The 19677-nt window shown below is 57.1% G+C and carries 21 protein-coding genes; 10 read left to right on the plus strand and 11 right to left on the minus strand.

Features of this window, described 5'->3' with window-relative positions:
* The first annotated feature begins 245 nt into the window (after positions 1–245).
* The 4 genes from EXR70_19850 to EXR70_19865 all read left to right on the plus strand — a co-directional run bounded on the left by EXR70_19850 (position 246) and on the right by EXR70_19865 (position 2923).
* A complete protein-coding gene (locus tag EXR70_19850; protein ID MSP40747.1) occupies positions 246–452 on the plus strand; it encodes a hypothetical protein in 207 nt (68 codons plus the stop codon).
* A 200-nt stretch (positions 453–652) separates the two neighbouring features.
* Positions 653–1180: a redoxin domain-containing protein gene (locus EXR70_19855; GenBank protein ID MSP40748.1), complete on the plus strand. Its 528-nt coding sequence runs from the start codon at positions 653–655 to the stop codon at positions 1178–1180.
* Between the two features lie 53 nt (positions 1181–1233).
* The gene (gene msrP / locus EXR70_19860) at positions 1234–2193 is read left to right on the plus strand and encodes a protein-methionine-sulfoxide reductase catalytic subunit MsrP (protein ID MSP40749.1); all 960 of its coding nucleotides are present in this window, start codon (positions 1234–1236) and stop codon (positions 2191–2193) included.
* Positions 2194–2278: 85 nt separating this feature from the next.
* On the plus strand, positions 2279–2923 hold the full coding sequence (locus EXR70_19865; GenBank protein MSP40750.1) for a sulfoxide reductase heme-binding subunit YedZ: 645 nt from the start codon (positions 2279–2281) through the stop codon (positions 2921–2923).
* Positions 2924–3060: 137 nt separating this feature from the next.
* Here EXR70_19865 and EXR70_19870 read toward each other — a convergent pair whose 3' ends face one another.
* Both EXR70_19870 and EXR70_19875 read right to left on the minus strand, forming a co-directional pair.
* Positions 3061–3819, minus strand: a complete 759-nt coding sequence (locus EXR70_19870) for an ABC transporter substrate-binding protein (GenBank protein ID MSP40751.1) — start codon at positions 3817–3819, stop codon at positions 3061–3063.
* A gap of 36 nt (positions 3820–3855) precedes the next feature.
* Positions 3856–4044 (minus strand): hypothetical protein, encoded by a 189-nt coding sequence (locus tag EXR70_19875; GenBank protein ID MSP40752.1) that lies wholly within the window; start codon positions 4042–4044, stop codon positions 3856–3858.
* Positions 4045–4332: 288 nt separating this feature from the next.
* Between EXR70_19875 and EXR70_19880 the strand changes: the two genes are divergently transcribed.
* The 4 genes from EXR70_19880 (at position 4333) to EXR70_19895 (ending at position 9768) form a co-directional block, all read left to right on the plus strand.
* Positions 4333–5724: an asparagine--tRNA ligase gene (locus tag EXR70_19880; protein ID MSP40753.1), complete on the plus strand. Its 1392-nt coding sequence runs from the start codon at positions 4333–4335 to the stop codon at positions 5722–5724.
* A 170-nt stretch (positions 5725–5894) separates the two neighbouring features.
* Positions 5895–7130, plus strand: coding sequence for an MFS transporter (locus tag EXR70_19885; GenBank protein MSP40754.1), 1236 nt, complete (start codon positions 5895–5897; stop codon positions 7128–7130).
* 165 nt (positions 7131–7295) lie between these two features.
* Entirely contained in the window at positions 7296–8375 is a 1080-nt protein-coding gene (aroG, locus tag EXR70_19890) for a 3-deoxy-7-phosphoheptulonate synthase (GenBank protein ID MSP40755.1), read from the plus strand.
* 139 nt (positions 8376–8514) lie between these two features.
* Positions 8515–9768, plus strand: coding sequence for an MFS transporter (locus EXR70_19895; protein MSP40756.1), 1254 nt, complete (start codon positions 8515–8517; stop codon positions 9766–9768).
* A gap of 56 nt (positions 9769–9824) precedes the next feature.
* Here EXR70_19895 and EXR70_19900 read toward each other — a convergent pair whose 3' ends face one another.
* Together EXR70_19900 and EXR70_19905 are read right to left on the minus strand one after the other, a co-directional pair.
* The gene (locus EXR70_19900; GenBank protein ID MSP40757.1) at positions 9825–10145 is read right to left on the minus strand and encodes a cupin domain-containing protein; all 321 of its coding nucleotides are present in this window, start codon (positions 10143–10145) and stop codon (positions 9825–9827) included.
* A 7-nt stretch (positions 10146–10152) separates the two neighbouring features.
* Positions 10153–10815, minus strand: coding sequence for an NAD(P)-dependent oxidoreductase (locus EXR70_19905; protein ID MSP40758.1), 663 nt, complete (start codon positions 10813–10815; stop codon positions 10153–10155).
* A 303-nt stretch (positions 10816–11118) separates the two neighbouring features.
* Here EXR70_19905 and EXR70_19910 point away from each other — a divergent pair, with 303 nt between their 5' ends.
* On the plus strand, positions 11119–12381 hold the full coding sequence (locus tag EXR70_19910; GenBank protein MSP40759.1) for an MFS transporter: 1263 nt from the start codon (positions 11119–11121) through the stop codon (positions 12379–12381).
* Positions 12382–12390: 9 nt separating this feature from the next.
* On the opposite strand, the gene EXR70_19915 is transcribed toward EXR70_19910, so the two are convergent.
* From EXR70_19915 to EXR70_19930, 4 genes are all read right to left on the minus strand, one after another.
* Positions 12391–13245, minus strand: coding sequence for a metallophosphoesterase (locus EXR70_19915; GenBank protein MSP40760.1), 855 nt, complete (start codon positions 13243–13245; stop codon positions 12391–12393).
* Positions 13246–13627: 382 nt separating this feature from the next.
* Positions 13628–14854 (minus strand): CoA transferase, encoded by a 1227-nt coding sequence (locus EXR70_19920; GenBank protein ID MSP40761.1) that lies wholly within the window; start codon positions 14852–14854, stop codon positions 13628–13630.
* A gap of 170 nt (positions 14855–15024) precedes the next feature.
* Complete coding sequence (locus tag EXR70_19925; protein MSP40762.1) at positions 15025–15570, minus strand: carboxymuconolactone decarboxylase family protein; 546 nt, start codon at positions 15568–15570, stop codon at positions 15025–15027.
* 109 nt (positions 15571–15679) lie between these two features.
* Positions 15680–16822, minus strand: a complete 1143-nt coding sequence (locus EXR70_19930; GenBank protein MSP40763.1) for a cupin domain-containing protein — start codon at positions 16820–16822, stop codon at positions 15680–15682.
* A gap of 257 nt (positions 16823–17079) precedes the next feature.
* Between EXR70_19930 and EXR70_19935 the strand changes: the two genes are divergently transcribed.
* Positions 17080–17631: a hypothetical protein gene (locus tag EXR70_19935; GenBank protein MSP40764.1), complete on the plus strand. Its 552-nt coding sequence runs from the start codon at positions 17080–17082 to the stop codon at positions 17629–17631.
* A 112-nt stretch (positions 17632–17743) separates the two neighbouring features.
* On the opposite strand, the gene EXR70_19940 is transcribed toward EXR70_19935, so the two are convergent.
* From EXR70_19940 to EXR70_19950, 3 genes are all read right to left on the minus strand, one after another.
* The gene (locus tag EXR70_19940; GenBank protein ID MSP40765.1) at positions 17744–18523 is read right to left on the minus strand and encodes a ribulose phosphate epimerase; all 780 of its coding nucleotides are present in this window, start codon (positions 18521–18523) and stop codon (positions 17744–17746) included.
* Between the two features lie 400 nt (positions 18524–18923).
* Positions 18924–19301: a type II toxin-antitoxin system VapC family toxin gene (locus tag EXR70_19945; protein MSP40766.1), complete on the minus strand. Its 378-nt coding sequence runs from the start codon at positions 19299–19301 to the stop codon at positions 18924–18926.
* A complete protein-coding gene (locus EXR70_19950) occupies positions 19298–19651 on the minus strand; it encodes a type II toxin-antitoxin system Phd/YefM family antitoxin (protein ID MSP40767.1) in 354 nt (117 codons plus the stop codon). The genes EXR70_19945 and EXR70_19950 overlap by 4 nt, the downstream gene beginning before the upstream one ends.
* Between the last annotated feature and the right edge of the window lie 26 nt (positions 19652–19677).

Below are 19677 nucleotides of genomic sequence, written 5' to 3' on the forward strand. Positions count from 1 at the left end.
CGGCCTCAACCACGGTGATCTCGCTGCGATATACTCGTTGAATTACGTCTAGTCGTTTCTCGTCTTTCATTGTCAGGGTTGTCATCCTTCCACCCTGACATAATTACGTTGCCGTTAACCCCTGACATAATCACTTTGCTACAACAGAAAATTAAATCTTGCTTGCTAGCGCATAATTCGATACATCATTTTCTCAGCTCCAGCGTCTAACGGTACAGACAGCCAAGAAAGGACGTCCAACCGTAATGGAAAAGCCCGACCGGTTTGAAACCACCCTCGGCGATCTGATCGCCGCCGCCAGCGAAGTCGCCTTCGAATACTCCGATAACGAGCAGGACGCCTACTTGGTCGCCCAGGTCGCGCTGGTCGAGATGCTCAAAAAGACCGCGCCATCCCTCGACTTGAACAAGCAGTTCGATATGCTGGCCTCGCCGTCCCAACGGGTTCATTAAGCATTTTCCACTAGGCCGAGGTCGCCTTCTCGCGCCTTCGGCTTTTCACTCCATTTCTCGGGAACTTTCCTTCCCGTCAGTTCGTTTTGCATTTGGATCGTTTTGCTGCGGCTCAGCTGAATTGAGTTGCAACCAATGCGTTCTTCGCTGCATCTAATCAATGTCTTCACGTCGGCTGACGATTTGAAAGGAGTTTTATCATGGTTCGTTTCGCCGCGTTTGCGCTCGGATTGGCTCTAGCATTATCGACCTGGGCAGTCTGGCCCCAAGCGGGTGTCGCTGTCAGCAATGGCGCCAGCGCGCCGGAGATTGCCGGCGAGAATTGGCTCAACAGCAAGCCGTTGACCATCGCCGATCTCAAAGGGCGCGTCGTTCTAGTCGACTTTTGGACCTATGGCTGAATCAACTGCCGAAATATTATCCCGCAGTTGCGGGGTTGGCATGACAAGTATGAGCAAGCTGGATTGACCATCGTCGGAGTCCATTCGCCTGAATTTCCCTGGGAGAAGTCTTTAGAGAACGTCAAAGACGCCACCAGCCGGCTGGGCATCAAGTTTCCGGTGGTACAAGACAACGGCTACGACATTTGGAACCGCTTCGGCGTGCGCGCCTGGCCGACCATCGTCGCTGTCGACCGCAAAGGAGTTATCCGCTACAGTCATATCGGCGAAGGCGCCTACGACAAAACCGAAGCAGTGCTGAAACAATTGCTCGCGGAAAAACGTTGACAGGCAAACTTTTCTTAGCGACCCTACGTAGAACATAGCAAGGAGCGCGAAACATGCTGATCAAGAAAGCCGCCGACATCAAGGCCAGCGAAATTACCGCAAAGGAACTATTTTTGAACCGACGCCAGTTCATCGCCTCGGCGGCCGGCGCCAGCTTGGCATTGGCGGGTGGCGAGTTAATCTCACCTTCACCAGCCCAAGCGCTTGAAAAGCTGCCCAACGTTAAGAAGAGTAGCTACACGGTCAACGAAAAGATAAACTCACTCAAAGACATCACATCGTATAATAATTTCTACGAGCTCGGCACGGAAAAAGAACAGCCCGCGGAGAACGCCAAGTATCTCACCACCAAAGGCTGGACCGTGGAGGTGGAAGGCGAAGTGAAGAAAGCCAAGACCATCGCCATCGAAGACATCATGAAGCTGGCGCCCCTCGAAGAGCGTGTCTATCGCCTGCGTTGCGTCGAAGCTTGGTCGATGGTGATCCCGTGGGTCGGCTTTCCGCTCAGCGCGTTGATCAATCAAGTCGAGCCGACCAACAACGCCAAATATATTCAGTTCGTCACCCTGGTCGATCCCAAACGTATGCCCGGACAGAAGCCGAGCTTGTTCGGCAACGCACTCGAATGGCCCTATGTCGAAGGCTTGCGCATGGACGAGGCGATGCATCCGCTGACGATCCTGTCGGTCGGCCTATACGGCGAAGTGTTGCCGGCGCAAAACGGCGCGCCGCTGCGCTTGGTCGTGCCCTGGAAGTACGGCTTCAAAAGCATCAAGTCGATCGTCAAAGTGCGCTTCGTCGAAAAACAGCCCACGAACACATGGAACGTCATGCAGCCGCAAGAATACGGTTTCTATTCGAATGTAAATCCCGAAGTCGATCATCCGCGTTGGAGCCAAGCCACCGAGCGGCGCATCGGCGAGTTCTCGCGCCGAAAAACTCTACCGTTCAATGGCTACGCCGACCAAGTCGCGAGCATGTACAAAGGAATGGATCTGAAGAAATTCTATTAAGGCATAAGGCAGATTGCAGAATGCAAAATGGATAATTTCGGATCGAACCATTTTGCATTATGCATTCTGCAATATTCATTCTGCAATGAAACTTTATTTCCTCAAACCCGCGGCTTTCGCACTCTGTCTCGTGCCGGCGGCTCAACTCGCCTACCGCTTTTACACTGACGATCTCGGCGCCAACCCCATCGACTTCATCACCCGCTTCACCGGTTCCTGGGCGCTAATTATTTTATTGACGAGCTTGGCGGTGACGCCGCTGCGCCAGCTGACCGGCTGGAACGAGCTGGTGAAATATCGCCGCATGCTCGGTCTGTTTGCGTTTTTTTATGCCTCGGCGCATTTCTCGACCTACTTGGTTCTCGATCACTATTTCGATTGGCCGCGCATCATCAAAGATATCTTGAAACGTCCCTATGTCACCGCCGGCTTCACGGCGTTGGTGATCATGATCCCGTTGGCGATCACGTCCAGCGCGGCGATGATCCGGCGCCTCGGCAAGCGCTGGCAGCAACTGCACCGCTTGGTTTATCTCGCCGCCATCGCCGGCGTCGTGCATTTTTACTGGTTGGTGAAATCCGATATTCGCCGGCCGCTGCAATATGGCTTCGTGCTCGCGCTTTTGCTCGGCTACCGGCTGTGGAAAAAAGCGCCGCGCTTGGCCGCCCGTCAAGCGCTCAAATCATCGACGGCAGCCAATCGCGACAAGCGATCCGTAACGGTCGGGTAGCATTCTATATGAATGACTGCCCGATTTTTTTGCCGATCAACTTAATCCGTTCCGTCGTGATCACTAAGACGATCGACCTGCGACGAGTTTTTTCGCCGTCGAATTGAACTTCGGGACAATTCAATCCTGGGGTCATCTCATCTGTACACTTTGTCCGCCCGCACCAGCACATTCGGTGGGATCGTGACTCCAATCTGATTCGCAGTCTGGAGATTGACGGCGAACTCGAACCTCATCGGCTGCTCGATAGGAACCTCGCTCGGCTTGGTGCCTTTAAGAATCTTGTCGACGTGGCGCAGGACTATCTGGAGGGTCTCCAACTGGTTCGGACCGTAGGCCATGAGACCACCAGCATCCGTATAAGATGAATTCTCGTACATTGCCGGCAACCGACTCTTTGTCGCCAATTCCAATAGGTGCGTCCGATTGAGAACAGTCAATGCGTCGGTGATGACAAACAGCGCATCCGGCCGCTTGCGGGTCATCTCGGAGAAGGCGCTGTCCAAGTCCTTGGGTTCACGGACCGCCAACGCATGCACGGTTATCCGCAATCCCTGCGCCGCGCGTTCTAGCTCGCCGAATTTAAGGGTCATGCCACGATCCGCGGAATTCCAGAGCACCGCCACGCTGGCCATCTTGGGAAAGGCTTCCTTCAACAAATCGATACGTTTACCACTTAGCTCGGTTTCGAAAGCGCTCACTCCGGTAATGTTTCCACTGGGCCAGGCGAAGCTAGCGACCAGTCCGGTGGCCACCGGATCGCCGGCTCCCGAAATGACGATGGGAATAGTCGAGGTCGCCTGCTTGGCGGCGAAAGCAGCCGGGAACGTCAACGCTATAATCACGTCTAAGGGGAGGCGGGCGAGTTCGGCGGCTAGTTCGGGAAGGCGCTCCATCTGTCCACTTACAGAACGACGCTCAAAAGTGACGTTCTAACCTTCCACATAGCCCAATTTATGCAAGCCTTGCTCGATAGATGCAGGGGAAGACGGTGGCGCCAAAGACACACCCGTCAACAAACCGATCCGAAAAGTTTTCTTGGCCTGCTGCGCGTTCGCGACAACAGCAATTGCAAGAAATAACCCGGCAACCAAAAATAACGACCAGCCAGATTTCTTCATTGTGGACCTCCGCTTACAAAAGTTATTTAGCACGAATATGGAAGTCTAGCTAAGCATTATTACGACAGAACGAGAAACGGATTCTTCGAGGGCGAACAAGGCTCATTGCGACGTATGATTAAACTGTCATATCGTCGCGAGTTTACGCTAAAGAGGTCGCTGGACATTACCAACATGGCGCGGACGATGTCTACGCATCGATTTGACGCATCACCCTACCCTCCGCTGGAAGCCCCCAGGCCAATCCAATGGTTGACACTAGACGAATTTATCCGATACTTGGCGCTTATGGCGGCACAATTCGTTTCGGTCAAACACGCGTTCAACTTACCGGTGGGCAGTGAAATCACTTTGCGCGGTTGGGCGCGCTCCCGGCGCGACTCGAAGAGTGTGACGTTCGTCGAATTGAACGACGGCTCGCGCTTCAAAAGCATGCAGCTGGTCGTCGATGCCGGAATCGTTGCCGACGACACGCTCAAGCAAATCACCACCGGCAGCAGCTTGGCGGCGACCGGCGTGCTCGTCGAGTCTCCGGCCAAAGGGCAGGCGGTTGAATTGAAAGTTGCGGCGATTGAAATCTACGGCAGCGCCGATGCGGCCACTTATCCGTTGCAAAAAAAAGGCCACACGCTGGAATTCCTGCGCGAGATTTCCCACCTGCGCGTGCGCAGCAACACTTTCGGCGCCGCCTTCCGCGTGCGCAACGCGCTGACCCACGCGATCCACAGTTTTTTTCAGGAACGCGACTTTCTCTACGTCCAGACGCCGATCATCACCACTTCGGACTGCGAAGGCGCCGGGCAAATGTTCGGCGTCACGACGCTAAATTTGCAGCAGCCGCCGCGCACTGCCGACGGCAAAATCGACTGGCAGCAAGATTTTTTCGGCAAGCCGGCGTTTCTCACCGTCAGCGGCCAACTCGAAGGCGAAATCTTCGCGTTAGCGTTCTCGAAAGTTTACACCTTCGGCCCGACCTTCCGCGCCGAGAACAGCAACACACCGCGCCACTTGGCGGAATTCTGGATGATCGAACCGGAGATGGCCTTCTATCAGCTCGAAGACGACATGCAGTTGGCCGAGGAGTTTTTGCAATACATCATCCGCTACGTGCTCGAACATTGCCGCGAGGATTTAGAATTCTTCAATCAGTTCATCGAGAAGTCGGTGTTGGAAACCCTCGAGCATGTCGCCCAGTCGAAGTTCGGCCATATCACCTACACCGAGGCGGTGAACGAATTGCAGAAGTCCGGGAGAACTTGGGAGTTTCCCGTCGAGTGGGGCTGCGACCTGCAGACCGAGCATGAAAGATTTCTCTCCGAAGAGATTTTCAAAAAGCCGGTGATCGTCACCGACTATCCGAAAGACATCAAAGCCTTTTACATGCGCGTCAACGACGACGGTAAAACCGTTCGCGCCATGGACGTGCTGGTGCCGCGGGTCGGCGAGATCATCGGCGGCAGCCAGCGTGAAGAGCGCCACGATGTCTTAACCGAGCGGCTGCGCGCCAGCGGCTTGGACGAAAAACCCTACTGGTGGTACCTCGACCTGCGCCGCTACGGTTCCGTCCCCCACGCCGGCTTTGGCTTGGGCCTCGAACGCATGATGATGTATCTCACGGGGCTAAAAAATATCCGCGACGTGATCCCGTTCCCGCGCACGCCGGGGAATGCAGATTTCTAGTGTCACCTCGGCGCTCGATGCACAGATTCAATCTCACCACGAAGGCACGAAGACCACGAAGTTCGGAATAAAATGTTCCGAAACCTTCGTGTCCGTAGCCTGTGGTGAGCCTTGTCGAACCATGCCTTCATGTTAGAACCTATCCTGACAAGACTACGCGACTTTTCACTATGGCACCTGCCCTTTCTCTCAACCCCACCGCGCGCGGCTTGATCACGCTCTACAGCAGCACGATGCTGGCCGGCATGTGGGCGATGATGGTGCCGACCATCCCCGTGTTGGCGGCGCATTTTCAAATTTCTCCCGGCACCGCCGCACAGCTGATCACCGCGCTCTCCGTCGGCCGCTTCGCCGGCATGCCGATCAGCGGCTTTCTGCTCGACAAGTTCGGCGCGCGCACGGCGCTCATCGCCGGGCCAACTATCGCTTGCACTGCCGCCCTCGTCGCCGCGCTGATGCCGTGGTTCTCATTAATTTTAATTCCCGTTTTCTTCATCGGCGTCGCCGACAGCATCTGGGTGATCGCGCGGGAAATCGCCGGCGTCGACTTAGTACGCGCCGACCAGCGTGGCCGCTTGCTCAGCGGCTTTCACGGCGTCAACTATCTCGGACTCGCCTTCGGCCCGCTACTCGGCGGACTGCTCACCGAACGCTTCGGCTTCCGCGCCGTCTTTATCGCCTACGCCGCTTGCGCGGCGGCATCGGTGCTGCTCGGCTGGACAGTGGAAAGCCGTTATCACGCCGACGCATCGCGGCAAAAAACCGACAGCGTCAATGGATGGAATCTTGCCGCCGTCAAGCAACGCCTCGGCGCCATCGAAGATTTATACTATCAAATCGATCCTCAGCTGCGTGCGACATACATCGTCCTCGTGCTCGCGACCTTCACCAGCTTCGCGCACCGCGTGACCACGCAAAGCATCGTGCCGATATTCGCCAGCACCATGCTTGGCATGACGCCCAAAGAGATCGGCATGCTGTTCACCATCTCGGGACTGTCGGTGTTCGTAATGATCCTGCCCGCCGGTTTCGTCATCGACAAAGTCGGCCGCAAGTGGGCCACCGTGCCGAGCACCGGCATTCCCGCCATCGCCTTTTTGCTGATTCCATTTGCCAATTCTTTTTGGCATTTGGCAATTTTGCTTTCCTTCTTGGGCGTAGCCAACGGCCTGTCGCTGGGCTCGCTGGCAACGTCAACTTACGATGTCGTTCCGCCGAGCGCCCGCGGTCGGCTCCAAGCGGCGCGCCGAACCATCGCCGAGATCGGCGGCATCAGCGCGCCGTTGTTCGGCGGCCTGCTCGCCGATAAATTCAATCCCGGCGTCCCGTTCCTCGCCTACGCGCCGCTGCTGATCCTGTCGGCGATTCTGCTCGCGGTGGTCGCCCGCGAAACGATTCCGAAGTAATTTGTTTTGCTCGTCATGCCAGCGTAGGCCGGCATCCAGACTTAGACCTCGAATTGCGAGCTGCGAAGCGCTCCGGATAAGCTCGCAACGACCGCCATTGAACTCCGATAGATTTCCGCCGAATTTAATCTATAATGACGCCATCTAAATTTGAGTTGAAGATTTATGCAATACCAAACCGACGACCTAAGAATTAAGGAGATCAAAGAACTCCAACCGCCGGCAAAACTGTTGGGCGATTTCCCCAACGGTGAAAAAGCCGCCCGGACGGTTTTTGAAACGCGCCAGGCGATTCATCGCATTCTCCACGGCGCCGACGATCGGTTGCTGGTGATCATGGGGCCGTGCTCGATCCACGAGGTCAAAGCGGCGAAAGAATATGCCGCGCGGTTGAAGGAAGCCAAAGAACGCGCCGCCGCCGATTTGCTGATCATGATGCGCGTCTACTTCGAGAAGCCGCGCACCACGGTGGGCTGGAAAGGGTTGATCAACGATCCCAACCTCGACGGCAGCTTCCAGATCAACGAAGGGCTGCGCGTCGGCCGGCAATTACTTCTCGAACTCAACGACAGCGGCATGCCCGCGGGTTGCGAATTTCTCGACATGATCACGCCGCAGTATATTGCCGACTTAGTTTCCTGGGGCGCCATCGGCGCGCGCACCACGGAAAGCCAAGTGCATCGCGAACTCGCCTCCGGCCTCTCCTGTCCGGTGGGATTTAAAAACGGCACCGATGGCAACGTGCGCATCGCCATGGACGCCATCCGCGCCGCCCAGGCGCCGCATCATTTTTTATCGGTCACCAAAGACGGCCACTCGGCCATCGTGTCGACCTTAGGCAACGAAGACTGCCACATGATTTTGCGCGGCGGCAAAGTGCCCAACTATGACGCGGCCAATGTCGACGCGGCGGCGAAAAGCCTCGCCGAATCCGGCATCGCCGCGCGCATCATGATCGACTGCAGCCACGGCAACAGCGGCAAGGAGCCGGCCAAACAAGTCGGCGTCGGCCAAAACGTCGCCGCACAAATCGCCGCCGGCGATGCACGCATCTTCGGCGTCATGATCGAAAGCCATTTGAAAGCCGGCCGCCAAGATCTCATCCCCGGAAAAGCGTTGGTCTACGGCCAAAGCATCACCGACGCCTGCGTCGGCTGGGAAGATAGCCGGGCCTTGATCGACACCTTCGCCGACGCCGTGCGTCAACGCCGGCTCAAGGCCGCCGACAATAGCGAAGCGGAATGATTGAAGCCAAACAAGGTAGAATGAATTATTGAACAACAACGCAGCAATGACTTTCCGAAATTATCCATTCTTCATTCTGCACTTTGCACGATGACTTGACCGATCCTTAACTCTCCGCATTTCGCAGCCACGCAACTTCATGTTCAAAAAACTCTCCGGCCTCTATTACGGCTGGCACATGGTCGGCGCTTCCGCCGCCGTGCGTCTGCTCGGCGCCGGACTGCATAGTTACGGCTTCACGGTTTTTTTTCTGCCGCTCAGTCAAGAATTGCATTTAAGCCGCACCGCGACATCCTTCGCGTTCTCATTGGCCCGCGCCGAAGGCGCCATCGAAGGGCCGATCATCGGCCATCTGCTCGACCGTTATGGGCCGCGGCCGGTGATGCTCGTTGCGGTTTCGCTGATGGGCATCGGCTATCTACTGCTCTCACAAGTCCAGAGCTATTGGAGTTTCGTTCTGGTCTACACCGTGCTGATCTCGTTCACTCACGCGGGCGGTTTCATGCACGCGCCGATGACCTTGATCAATACTTGGTTCATCCGCTGGCGCGCCCGCGCCATGACCGTCAACAGCGCCGCCTACGGCCTCGGCGGTGTATTGATCGCGCCGGTGCTGAGCATGATCGTGCACAGTTGGGGCTGGCGCTGGGGCGCGGCGTTCGCGGGAATTACGTTTCTCACCATCGGCATCCCGCTCTGTCTAACCATTCGCCGCTCTCCTGAGGGCATGGGCTTACTGCCCGACGGCGAAAGCCAACAAGCCTTCGAAGTGCGCACCGGCGACGCGCAGGCGAAGAGCGAAGTCGAGATCACGCCGCGCCAAGCGATGCGCTCCTTCGCCTTCTGGGCCTTGGTCTTCGGCGCCGGCGTGCGCAACGCGTCCTATCACGCGATTTCGACTCACTTCATCCCGATGATGATCTGGAAAGGCATGAGCCCGCAGCAGGCAACGTTTCTATTGAGCGCCTTCGCGTTTCTCGGATTCACTTCGACGGTCATGCTGGGTTGGCTCGCCGACTCGATGAACAAGCCGCGGATGATCTCGGCGATCTTATTTCTCGCCGGCGGATCGATCCTGCTGCCGATCTTCGGCACTTCCATGGCGTCGCTGTTACTTTTCACTTTGCTATTTACCACCGTAGAAGCGACCTACCCAGTCGCCTGGGCGATGGTCGGCGATATCTTCGGCCGCAAACACTTCGCCAAGATTCGCGGCTACATGAGCATGTTCTACGTCTGGGGCAGCGTCGCCGGCCCGGTCATCACCGGCGCTATCTGGGACCGCTGGCACACCTACGAGCCGATGTTTTGGGGCCTAGTAGTGATGTTTTGTCTGTCCGGAATTTTTTACAGCCTGCTCGGCAAATCTTGGGTGCGGCCGAGGGCGGTTTGATGATAATTCTATTTTGCGTTTTTTGCGGTTAACTTCCCCAATTCAGAATCTTATCTTCACACCGCTTGCACCGACAACCAAATAGTTTCCGCGCTGGTCTGCGCGACGCGATGTTTGACATGGCGCGCAAGGGTTAACCAGTCGCCGACCTTCAACTCTACGAGCTCGCCATCGGCGAACTCCAAAGTCGCGCTGCCGCGCAAGATGATCACCCATTCGTCCTCGGCCTGATCGTACCAGAAACCAGGCGGGCTGCTGTGAGCAAGCGAGACGATGCGCGAAATCTTGACGTTGGCGTTCTCGAACAGTGTCAAAAAATCTTCGCCGTTGGTACCGGCGGAAAAATTGGCAAACAGGTTTTTTACCGTAACTGTCATCGTGCACCTATAACTGCGCCCGCCGAATCGCCGGCACGTCGACGATGCGCCGTTGGCGCGCTGGCGGCGGATTTTCCACGGCGCTGACCATCGCCGCGACGAACTGTTCGATGGTGACCAAGCCCAAGCGTTCAGCGCTGGCGCGGGTGAACGGGATGGCCTCGGCAAGTTTGTACAGCGGCTGAATTAATTTTGGCCACCAACGGCCGGGACCGACCACGTACCACGGACGCAGGATGCTGGCGGTCAACTCCGCTTCGCGAATCATCGTCTCGCCCAAGGAACGCACCCAAAGATAGTGCGCCATGATCGGCGCCGGCTGCGCCACGCTGACGTAAACCAGATGAGCGATGCCGACGCGCTTGGCCGCGCCCACCGTGCATCGGATCGACATCAGATCGACGCGATCGAACTGATCCGCCTTGCTCGGACTCGGATGAGGCGTGCCGACCAGATGAATCACGCTATCGCGAGGACGCAACGCACTGGCGATGGAATCGAGATCGAGCGCGTCGCCAATCACCGCCGCCACTCCCGCCGGCACGCGAGAAGCCGAAACCGCTCGCGTGAGCACGCGCACGCGATGGCCGCGCCCGATCAGCAGCGGAATCAGATGCTGGCCGATGTAGCCGGTGCCGCCGGTGATGAGAATATCGAGGGGTGTTGTCATGATGTCCAATCGTTTCCGAACCGCTCCGAGTATACCGATAGACCTGTAGCGACGCGAACCATCGCAGCTGCTATTGAATAGCGCAAGCTACAACATCTCCCACCAAACACATCCAAGTTATTGCCCCGTAGGGGCAAGGCGTGCCTTGCCCTTCCCCGTCGTCGGGGATACCGACGACACCGCTATGACGGATTGAATCAGATTCCGACTCAATCGACGCTACTGACGCGATTGACGCCCGCCGCTTGTTCAATTTCATCGCCTGTTGTACTGCTGCAAAGAACACACGACACCCTTTTCAACATGCTCAACAAACTCTCCGGACTCTTCTACGGCTGGCGCATGGTGGCACTCTCGGCCGGGCTGCGCGCGCTCGGCAGCGGCTTGCACAGCTTCGGCTTTACGATTTTCTTTTTGCCGCTCAGCCAAGATCTCCACTTGAGCCGCACCGCCACCTCGTTGGCATTTTCTCTAGCGCGCGCCGAAGGCGCCATCGAAGGACCGCTGCTCGGCCATATCATCGACCGCCACGGCCCCAAACCGGTAATGCTCGCCGCGGTATTACTGATGGGCACGGGTTACTTGCTACTGTCGCAGGTCGACGGCTACGCGATGTTTCTCGTCATCTACCTCGGCATGATTTCATTAGCCCACGCCGGCGGCTTCATGCACGCTCCGATCGTTTTGGTCAACAGCTGGTTCATCCGCCAGCGTGCCCGCGCCATTACGCTCAATAGCGCGGCGTTCAGCTTGGGCGGCGTGCTGATCGCGCCCCTGTTGAGCGCCATCGTCTTGTCATGGGGCTGGCGCTGGGGCGCGGCCTTTTCCGGCGTGATGTTTTTCTTGATCGGCATCCCGTTGTGCGCGGCGATCCGGCGCTCGCCGGAAAGCATGGGACTGCTGCCCGACGGCGACGGTGAAAATTCTCGCGATCAGAGCAACCCAAACAGCAAGAGCATAAAATTGCGCGGCGATGTCGATGTCACGCTGCACGAGGCGTTTCGCTCCTTCACTTTCTGGACGCTGGTGTTCGGCAACGCCGTGCGCAACATGGCCTACCACGGCATCTCCACCCACTTCGTGCCGATGATGGTGTGGAAAGGCGCGAGCCAGACTCAAGCCGCCTTCTTGCTAAGCTCCTTCGCCCTTCTCGGCTTGATCTTCACCCTCGGCTTCGGCTGGTTCGCCGACCGCGTCAACAAACCGCGCCTGGTATCGACGATTCTTTTCATCGCCGCCGCCGGCATGTTATTGCCCTTGTTCGGCAGCTCCATGTGGATACTTTGGCTGTTCACCGCGCTGTTCACCTGCGTCGAAGCCACCTACGCCGTCGGCTGGGCGGTGGTCGGCGATTTTTTCGGCCGCAAGCACTTCGCCAAGATTCGTGGCTACATGAGTTTTTTCTACATGTGGGGCGGCGTCGCCGGTCCGGTCATCGCCGGCGCGATCTTCGACCGCTGGCAGACCTATGAGCCGCTGCTCTGGGGTTTGATCGGCCTCTTCACTATAGCCGGAATGACGTTCCGCATGCTCAGTAAGAAATGGGAAATGCTGCGCGAAGGATGATGCTGGAAATTAATTGTTGCTCGGCGCGGCGCGAATCGTCAACAGCGAAACTTCCGGCGGCACCAGAAAGCGCAGCGGAATAATACTCGTGCCCAAACCCGAACTGACGAACAGATGCCGGCCGTTTTCGACGACGTGACCGATGGCGTAGCGCTGGTCGTACTTCGACGGCACAATCGGCCGGCCCAGCAGTGGCAGATAAACTTGGCCGCCGTGAGTGTGCGCGGCAATCATCAAATCGACCGGCGAAGTAATTTCAGCAAAAGCATCGGGATTATGGGTCAGCGCGAGTGTCGGTAGGCCCGCCAAATTTGTTTCTAACGCCGCGCGATACTGCCGCGCACCTTCCCAGTAGTCGCTCAAACCGACGAGCCGAAACGCACAGCGATCCCGTTTAAGCGCAGCCAGCGAATCTTCAAGGACGGGAATACCCACCGACTCGAGGTCGCGCCGAATCCGCGGCGCATCTTCCCACCAGTCATGATTGCCCAACACCGCGAACACCCCGAGCGGCGCGGCGAGCCGGCTCAAGCCCTTGGCGATTTCTTCCGATGAAACTTTCGACCCGCCGATGACATTATGAATCACATAGTCGCCAGCGAGCAAAATCAAATCCGGCTTCGCCTTGAGTGTAAGATCGACGATCCGCGCCAATTTATCCAAGCCATTGAACGGCGAGCCGACATGAAGATCGGCCAGCACCGCGATGCGCAGGCCATCGCACGCGGCTGGCCAATGGGGCAGATGAATTCCGTGATTCTCGTTGCGCAGACTGGCAGGTTCGAGCCAGAAACCCCACAGCGCAAAACCCGCAACGCATAGCGAAGCGGCACCGACAAACTTTCGCGCATTCGAACCAAGCATTGATTTGGAATCTACTACAGTGTTTCAGGCTGTTGGAGCTTCACTTCTAATCCGTCATACCGGCGAAGGCCGGAATCCAGTTTTTTTTCGGCACTGCACCAAAAGTGAAGATGGATGCCGGCCGGAGTTTATCCTGAGCTTAGTCGAAGGGCCGGCATGACCAAACTTTTCTTCGCCTAAAGCATGTCCTGAGTACCGACGAAGGGGGCGAGGGATTTCAACCAATCCCGAAAGGGACATCGAATTCCTGTTTCATAAAGCTCCGATCGCCTGGGCAGCGCCGCGGCTGTCTGTACGAGCGCTTCCGTATCGCGTAGCGAAGTTAAACTCAAGGCAAGTGTCAGCGATGGAGTTGAATCATTACTTCTAATTCCGATCAGCCTTAGCGTTGTGAATTACCAACGTCCCAACGGCTCGCGCGCACCACGCCAGCCTTTTCGAGTTCACCGATCTCGCCGTCGTTACAGCCAATGCTCTGAAGAACTTCGACAGTATGCTCGCCTAACACCGGCGCGAAGCGGCGAAAGGTCGGCGGCGTGTCGGACAAGCGGAACGGCGACGACAGTTGCCGGACCTTTCCTTCGAGCGGATGGTCTAGTTCCAAAACCATGCCGCGCTCCCGCGCGTACGGACCTTCGAGCACTTCGTCGAATTCGAGCAGCGGCACCACGGAAATATCCTTGGGAATCAGCGCCAGCCACTCGTCGCGCGTTTTGCTCAGCATGTGCGCTTTCACTTTGCGGATCGTGTCCGGGTTTCCCGACGGCACCGTGTCGCGCATTTCAGGCAAGCCGACGGCGTCGCAGAACGGCTTCCAGAAATGCGCCTGCGCGAATGCCGCGTTGCTGATGTATTTGCCGTCCTTGCATTTCAAGTTGCCGATGCTTGGAAAACCGCGCTTGCGCACGATCTTCTTGCGGAAATAGTCGGGCACATTGGCATTGACGAACGCCGTGCCTCCTTCCAAAAGTGCGATATCAACTTGCTGTCCACGTCCGGTTTGTTCCCGCGCGAAGAGCGCCGATTGAATCGAGATCACCGCTAACGCAGCTGAATAGGCATCCACGGGCTGCCAAAGCATATCTCCAGGCTCGCCGTCCTGCCCGGTCATTAACGCGCTCACTCCCGACATTCCCTGCGCGTTGCGCTCGTTGCCCGGCCATTCGGTAAAACTATTGCCGACGCCGTAACCGCTCAGCGTCGCGTAGATCAAGCGCGGGTTGATCTTGCTCAGCGTCTCGTAATCCGCGCCCAAGCGCTTGTAAACACCGAGACGAAACGAACCGAAGAATACATCCGCGTCCGCCACCAAGCGATGGAAAATCTTTTGCCCTTCCGGCTTCTGCAGATTGATCGCGATGCTGCGCTTGTTGCGGTGCGTGTGGTCCCAGGCATTGGCCCGCGCCTCGCGCTCTTGCGCTTCCCGATTTACAGAAATGTTGTCCCGCGATGCCCGGGCTGCCTGTTGATCGCGGTAGGCGCTGCGGTCGGCGACATCCTCGATTTTCAAAACATCCATGCCGAGATCGGCAAGCATCCACGTCGCCATGGGACCAGGCACGAGCCGGGTCAGATCGAGCATGCGAAAACGTTCTAGCGGCAGCGTCATCTGGTTGTCTCCTTATTCTATCGTCCACTTAGCTTTTACATCGCCGCGCAGAGCTAAATCGACGAATATAATTCTCAGAATCTCGCGAGCCTATTCCCAAAAGTCCCCTCGCCCATTCCGATGGGAGAGGGCTAGGGTGAGGGAAATTCAATTGCGATCCAGCGCGTTCATTATGCCTTCAGCCGGTCCGGCGCGTCATCGCCCGGCGTGATATCGAACGCGTTGGCGGTGCAACAGGTCATCGAGAACGCGCCGACCCGGGCAACCAGAGCGACCAGCTCTTCAGTGCTAAAACATGCTTCGGCGGCGGCATAGGTTGCAGCGCTGAGTCTCTTGTCGGCGAGCAGTTCGTTGGCGATCTCATGCGCCAGCAGTTCGCGCTTGCTACTGCTCGGCAGCGCGGCGCGGGCGTTGATGGCGTCGATCTCTTGCTGCGTGAGTCCAACTTTTAGACCGTTGCGGCTCTGCGCCGCCCACGGGTAATTGGCGTTCCAGAAGCGCGCCACGGTCAAGGTGGCGATCTGCTGTTCGCGTGGCGACAGCGTGCTATCGGCGATACAGTCAGCTGTGTTCTGGACGCACTGCATCAGTTTGGGATTACGAATATACGCCCAGAACGGCCCACCGTACGGCTTACCGTTGGCCTTGGACGCTTCGATCACCGCGCGCTGTTCGTCGTTCATGTCGTCGGTCTTTAGAATGGCAATGCGTGTCATTGGAATATCTCCCTATATCTCTGCAGCCGAGCAAACCGATTCACGGCAGATCGATCGTGACCTCCGCCAGAAACGAGATGGCGGGGCCAACGTTCAAGCTGCCCGCGTTTCAAATACTTACTTTCCCTGGATGCCAGTCATAACTGTCGGCACTATAGGCATCCGCCGGCATCAGCGTGGTCAGTCCGCGCTTGGCGAGTTCGCCTTCGAACTTCTCACGGATCCACGGATCTTCTTTGATGTATTCGATCATGTCTTTGTCGCGATCCTGGACCTTTTCCGCATGGCCGCGGAACTGCCGCGGCGGGTGCAGCGCGAGATAGCGCGCCGGCGTGCCGCCGGCGTTGAAGTGCTGGTGAAACCATTTGTCCGGCGGCACGAACATGCTGCCCTCGTGCCAGGGCGCGACGATTTTTTCTTTGCCTTCTTCCCAGAGCACCGAGTAACCTTCGCCGGCTGGAATCACGATGACGCGGCCCGGACCGTGACGATGCGCTTTCTTGTACGTGCGCGTCGGAAACACCGACATATGGCAAGACATTTCCGAGCTGGGAAACATGATGATCACGCTCATGCCGCCGCGACGGTTGGTCGTGAGCTTGTCCCAGGCGGCCATGTCGGGGAAAAAATTGCCGTGCCAGTAGACGCGACTGCTTCCCCAGGCAAGTTCTGAATCGCCGTTTTCAACCAGCTTAGCTTGGGAATACATTTCGCTTTCTTGGACGGAAGCGGCGACCGTCTGATACGGATTGTTAAAAAAGAATTGCGGGTCGGTGACCAGCGAGGTGGCAAGGGGGAAATAGCTGTAGCGCAATAATCGCACCGGCTTGTCGCCGCGCATGTTTCCCAACTGCAAATTGGTGTTCGAGGCGACGTGAAACAAGCTACGATCTTGCCATTCGAAAGTTTTCTTCGGCCCGCCGTCAGCGCGCCAAACCGTGCTCACGCCGTGGCCTTGCAGCACGTAGATGATCTCGTCGAGGGCGAACTTTATCGGCGGCAACGATTTCCCCGGCGCAATCTCCATCACGATCGCCGAAGTAATACCTTCTTGACCGGTGAGCTGAATGAACGCCGCGTCGCACTGGCGCTCATCCCACCAACCAAGCTCCACGGTGCGCAAGTCTTCGATAAAATACCCACGATGAATCGGAATCCCGACCGACTCCATCCAGCGGTCGTAGGTATAAGCTTTAACTTCGTTTCGCCTCTGGTCAGCTTTGTATGGGTTGGCGGTAAGTTCTGAATTCAAATCGGCCATATCGCGTCTCCTTCGTATGCTTTTTCACTGCTCGAACGTGTTTCTATCCTACAATCCTTTGTCAGAGCAAGGTCGGCGGAGAATTTCGAAGACCAGACAGCCACGAGCGGAGTTGCTTACACAGCAGCTGTGCTGCACCGGCCAACCTATCATCTAGCCGAACGGCGATTGACAACTCCGCGGTCCGGCGTTAATGCTCGCGTCACAAAAAAGTTGTTAGAATTTCCGCAAGATCGAGAGAAAACAATATGGCTTACACGCTTGATGACTTTGCCGCCGACTGCCGTCGCATCCTCAAGGCCGACCCCGGCCCGGCGGGACGCGATACGGTGCGAACCAAGTTGCATGACTTGCTGATGAACGACGATTTCGTCGCCGCCACCTGCGCGCCTGACGCCAGCGTCGGCACCAATTTATTGTATGAGGACCGGGAACTCGGCTTTCAGATCCTGGCGCATATCATGGACCGGGACTATACCGGTGGACCGCACGATCATGGCGACTCCTGGGCGATCTATGGTCAAGCGGTCAAACACACCGACATGACCGAATGGAAGCGTACCGACGATGGCTCCATTCCCGGCAAGGCGACCGTCGAAAAAGCGAAGAGCTACCGAATCGAGCGCGGCCAGGCCGGCATCTTCCAGGACCGCGCCATCCACTCCATCGCTTATCCTGCCGGCGCACGCTTCATCCGCGTCACCGGCACCAATCTAGAGAACATCGCCCGCGGCCGCTACAACAAAGAAGCAGGCACAATGGTGATCGAAAAACGTCCCAACTTCCGTGGCGCCGCCTGATCTTAAACCTAATCGCGACTAGAAACGCCGGGGCCAATCCTGTCGAACCGGCCTTGGGCATTCCTATGAAAGTTTGTTGAGCCGTTCCGGTGCTGCTGGCGAAGTAAACCGTTCAGTCGACCACCGACGGATCGGGAACTAGCGAGCGCTGCAGCCACTGGAACATCCGCCATCCGACGGGATCGGGAGCGAGTGTCGACGCTGCAAGAGCTGCGGCTTCGTCAGAGATCGGTCGCCCGTTGGGCGCTTTGACATGGACCTCGGCCACCCGTTCGGCCATCGCGAACCATCCCGCCGATGACTCCACCGACCGGCCCACCGTGAGCAGGCCGTGGTTGCGCAGGATACAGAACTTCTTGTTGCCGAGTGCAGCGGCGATGCGCGTGCCGCCATCGATCGACAGTACCTCGACCTCTTCATCGTCGAACAAGGCCTGGTCGAACACGAAGGCACACGCCTCCTGACTGAGGGCGCGGAACGGCTCAACGTTGGCGGACCAGGGTGTGCCGAAGGGAGTGTGGGTGTGAGCTGCGCTCACCACGTCGGGACGGGCCGCGAGCAGCGGATGATGAATGTTGTAGCCGGCCGTGTTGACGGCACCGGTGGCGTTGCCGTCGGCATCCTTCACTTCGCCGCCCGGTCCCACCATCACTAACTGGTGAACCGTCGCCGCAGCGAAGGGAACACCCCAGTCGAGCAGCCAGAAGTGGTCGGTAAACTCGGGGTCGCGGGCTGAAATGTGGCCGTCGCCCAGCATCCCCCACCGCATCGCACCGAAGATGCGGTAGCCGAGCGCACACATCCGCTTGCGGTGTGCCCGCTCGTCGGCAATCGAACGAATGGCACCGTAGGGCGCGACGCCGTCAAACGATGGATAGGGATTCTCTGTCATGTCGGCTATTGTGCTTCGTGCTTCGTGCTTCAGTCATGTGTTTCTGGATAGGAAATTTTCATGGCCCACGGACCGGCCTTTTCCTCAACGGGCGGGTTGGTGCCGCGGTTAACACGCACGGTACATCGATGTTGTTCGAGAGCAACCGTCGGTTGATCAGCCATACAACAACTCTCCGCAATTTAGTTTAGAGATTCAAGCGACGTTAAATCTTTCGCGAGCAATAGCGCCGCGCTGGCGAGTCGTCAAGCGGAAACATGGGGAGGCAAGGAGGGGTAGACTCTTACATCTCCACAATCTGAATAGAAAGTATTGAAATGAAAGTCTGACCCTTACTCTTTAAAGTCGGGAAGTAAAAGAGACCCCAAGTCCCAGTCTTAAGTATGCCGGCCACTGCACATTAGGTCCAGATTACCGCAACTTCGTAAGCACGAAACCATCCATCATGCGTGACCAAAGTGAGCTGGCCAGCTTGAGCCTGGGCAATTAGCATTCTGTCGAAAGGGTCATCATGGTGACGCGGCAGGGCTCCCGCTGTCATGGCGTGGGCAACGGTGATTTCCAGAGGATGAAAATTATTGAGTTCAAGAGTGCTGGCGAGATCGTCCGGTGAATCGAGCTTTCCAAGCGCTTTCTTAATACTGATTTCCCAGGCCGTCGCAGCGCCCACATAGACAACATTCGCTTGGTCTCGGATGGCATCGCGAGCGGCAGGCTGAAGAAGAGCATCGTCCGCCAGCCACCAGAGGAGGACGTGGGTGTCCAGAAGTAGGTTCACGGAGCATCGCCACGCAAGGCTGCCGCCACTTCTGGTGGCAAAACATCGAAATCAGCAGCGATACGAACTTTGCCCCTCCAACAACCCGGCACCCGCGGCACGGCAGGCCGATTGAAAGGAACCAATTTCGCCACCGGACTCCCCGCGCTGGTAATCACAACTTCTTCGCCCTTAGCTACCCGATCCATAACGCGAGCAAAGTCACGATGCATCTCATCGATATTTACGGAGCTATTATCGAAAAGAGTGGAAATAGAAAATAGGTGGCATACCCTTTCGATACGATCAAAACGAAAGGCTGCCTGTTGAAGCAGGCAGAGAAAGGATACGCCGATGAAAGAGAAACACATTGATAGAAATGAATCAAAGGAAATTT

Source organism: Deltaproteobacteria bacterium (genome assembly GCA_009692615.1).
Taxonomy (GTDB): Bacteria; Desulfobacterota; Binatia; order UBA9968; family UBA9968; genus DP-20.

Bases quoted from the DNA above. Each gene is read 5' to 3' on its own strand.
- EXR70_19850 (MSP40747.1), top strand. From the start codon at position 246: ATGGAAAAGCCCGACCGGTTTGAAACCACCCTCGGCGATCTGATCGCC.
- msrP (MSP40749.1), top strand. From the start codon at position 1,234: ATGCTGATCAAGAAAGCCGCCGACATCAAGGCCAGCGAAATTACCGCA.
- EXR70_19865 (MSP40750.1), top strand. From the start codon at position 2,279: ATGAAACTTTATTTCCTCAAACCCGCGGCTTTCGCACTCTGTCTCGTG.
- EXR70_19870 (MSP40751.1), bottom strand. From the start codon at position 3,819: ATGGAGCGCCTTCCCGAACTAGCCGCCGAACTCGCCCGCCTCCCCTTA.
- EXR70_19875 (MSP40752.1), bottom strand. From the start codon at position 4,044: ATGAAGAAATCTGGCTGGTCGTTATTTTTGGTTGCCGGGTTATTTCTT.
- EXR70_19880 (MSP40753.1), top strand. From the start codon at position 4,333: ATGGCGGCACAATTCGTTTCGGTCAAACACGCGTTCAACTTACCGGTG.
- EXR70_19885 (MSP40754.1), top strand. From the start codon at position 5,895: ATGGCACCTGCCCTTTCTCTCAACCCCACCGCGCGCGGCTTGATCACG.
- aroG (MSP40755.1), top strand. From the start codon at position 7,296: ATGCAATACCAAACCGACGACCTAAGAATTAAGGAGATCAAAGAACTC.
- EXR70_19895 (MSP40756.1), top strand. From the start codon at position 8,515: ATGTTCAAAAAACTCTCCGGCCTCTATTACGGCTGGCACATGGTCGGC.
- EXR70_19900 (MSP40757.1), bottom strand. From the start codon at position 10,145: ATGACAGTTACGGTAAAAAACCTGTTTGCCAATTTTTCCGCCGGTACC.
- EXR70_19905 (MSP40758.1), bottom strand. From the start codon at position 10,815: ATGACAACACCCCTCGATATTCTCATCACCGGCGGCACCGGCTACATC.
- EXR70_19910 (MSP40759.1), top strand. From the start codon at position 11,119: ATGCTCAACAAACTCTCCGGACTCTTCTACGGCTGGCGCATGGTGGCA.
- EXR70_19915 (MSP40760.1), bottom strand. From the start codon at position 13,245: ATGCTTGGTTCGAATGCGCGAAAGTTTGTCGGTGCCGCTTCGCTATGC.
- EXR70_19920 (MSP40761.1), bottom strand. From the start codon at position 14,854: ATGACGCTGCCGCTAGAACGTTTTCGCATGCTCGATCTGACCCGGCTC.
- EXR70_19925 (MSP40762.1), bottom strand. From the start codon at position 15,570: ATGACACGCATTGCCATTCTAAAGACCGACGACATGAACGACGAACAG.
- EXR70_19935 (MSP40764.1), top strand. From the start codon at position 17,080: ATGGCTTACACGCTTGATGACTTTGCCGCCGACTGCCGTCGCATCCTC.
- EXR70_19940 (MSP40765.1), bottom strand. From the start codon at position 18,523: ATGACAGAGAATCCCTATCCATCGTTTGACGGCGTCGCGCCCTACGGT.
- EXR70_19950 (MSP40767.1), bottom strand. From the start codon at position 19,651: ATGTGTTTCTCTTTCATCGGCGTATCCTTTCTCTGCCTGCTTCAACAG.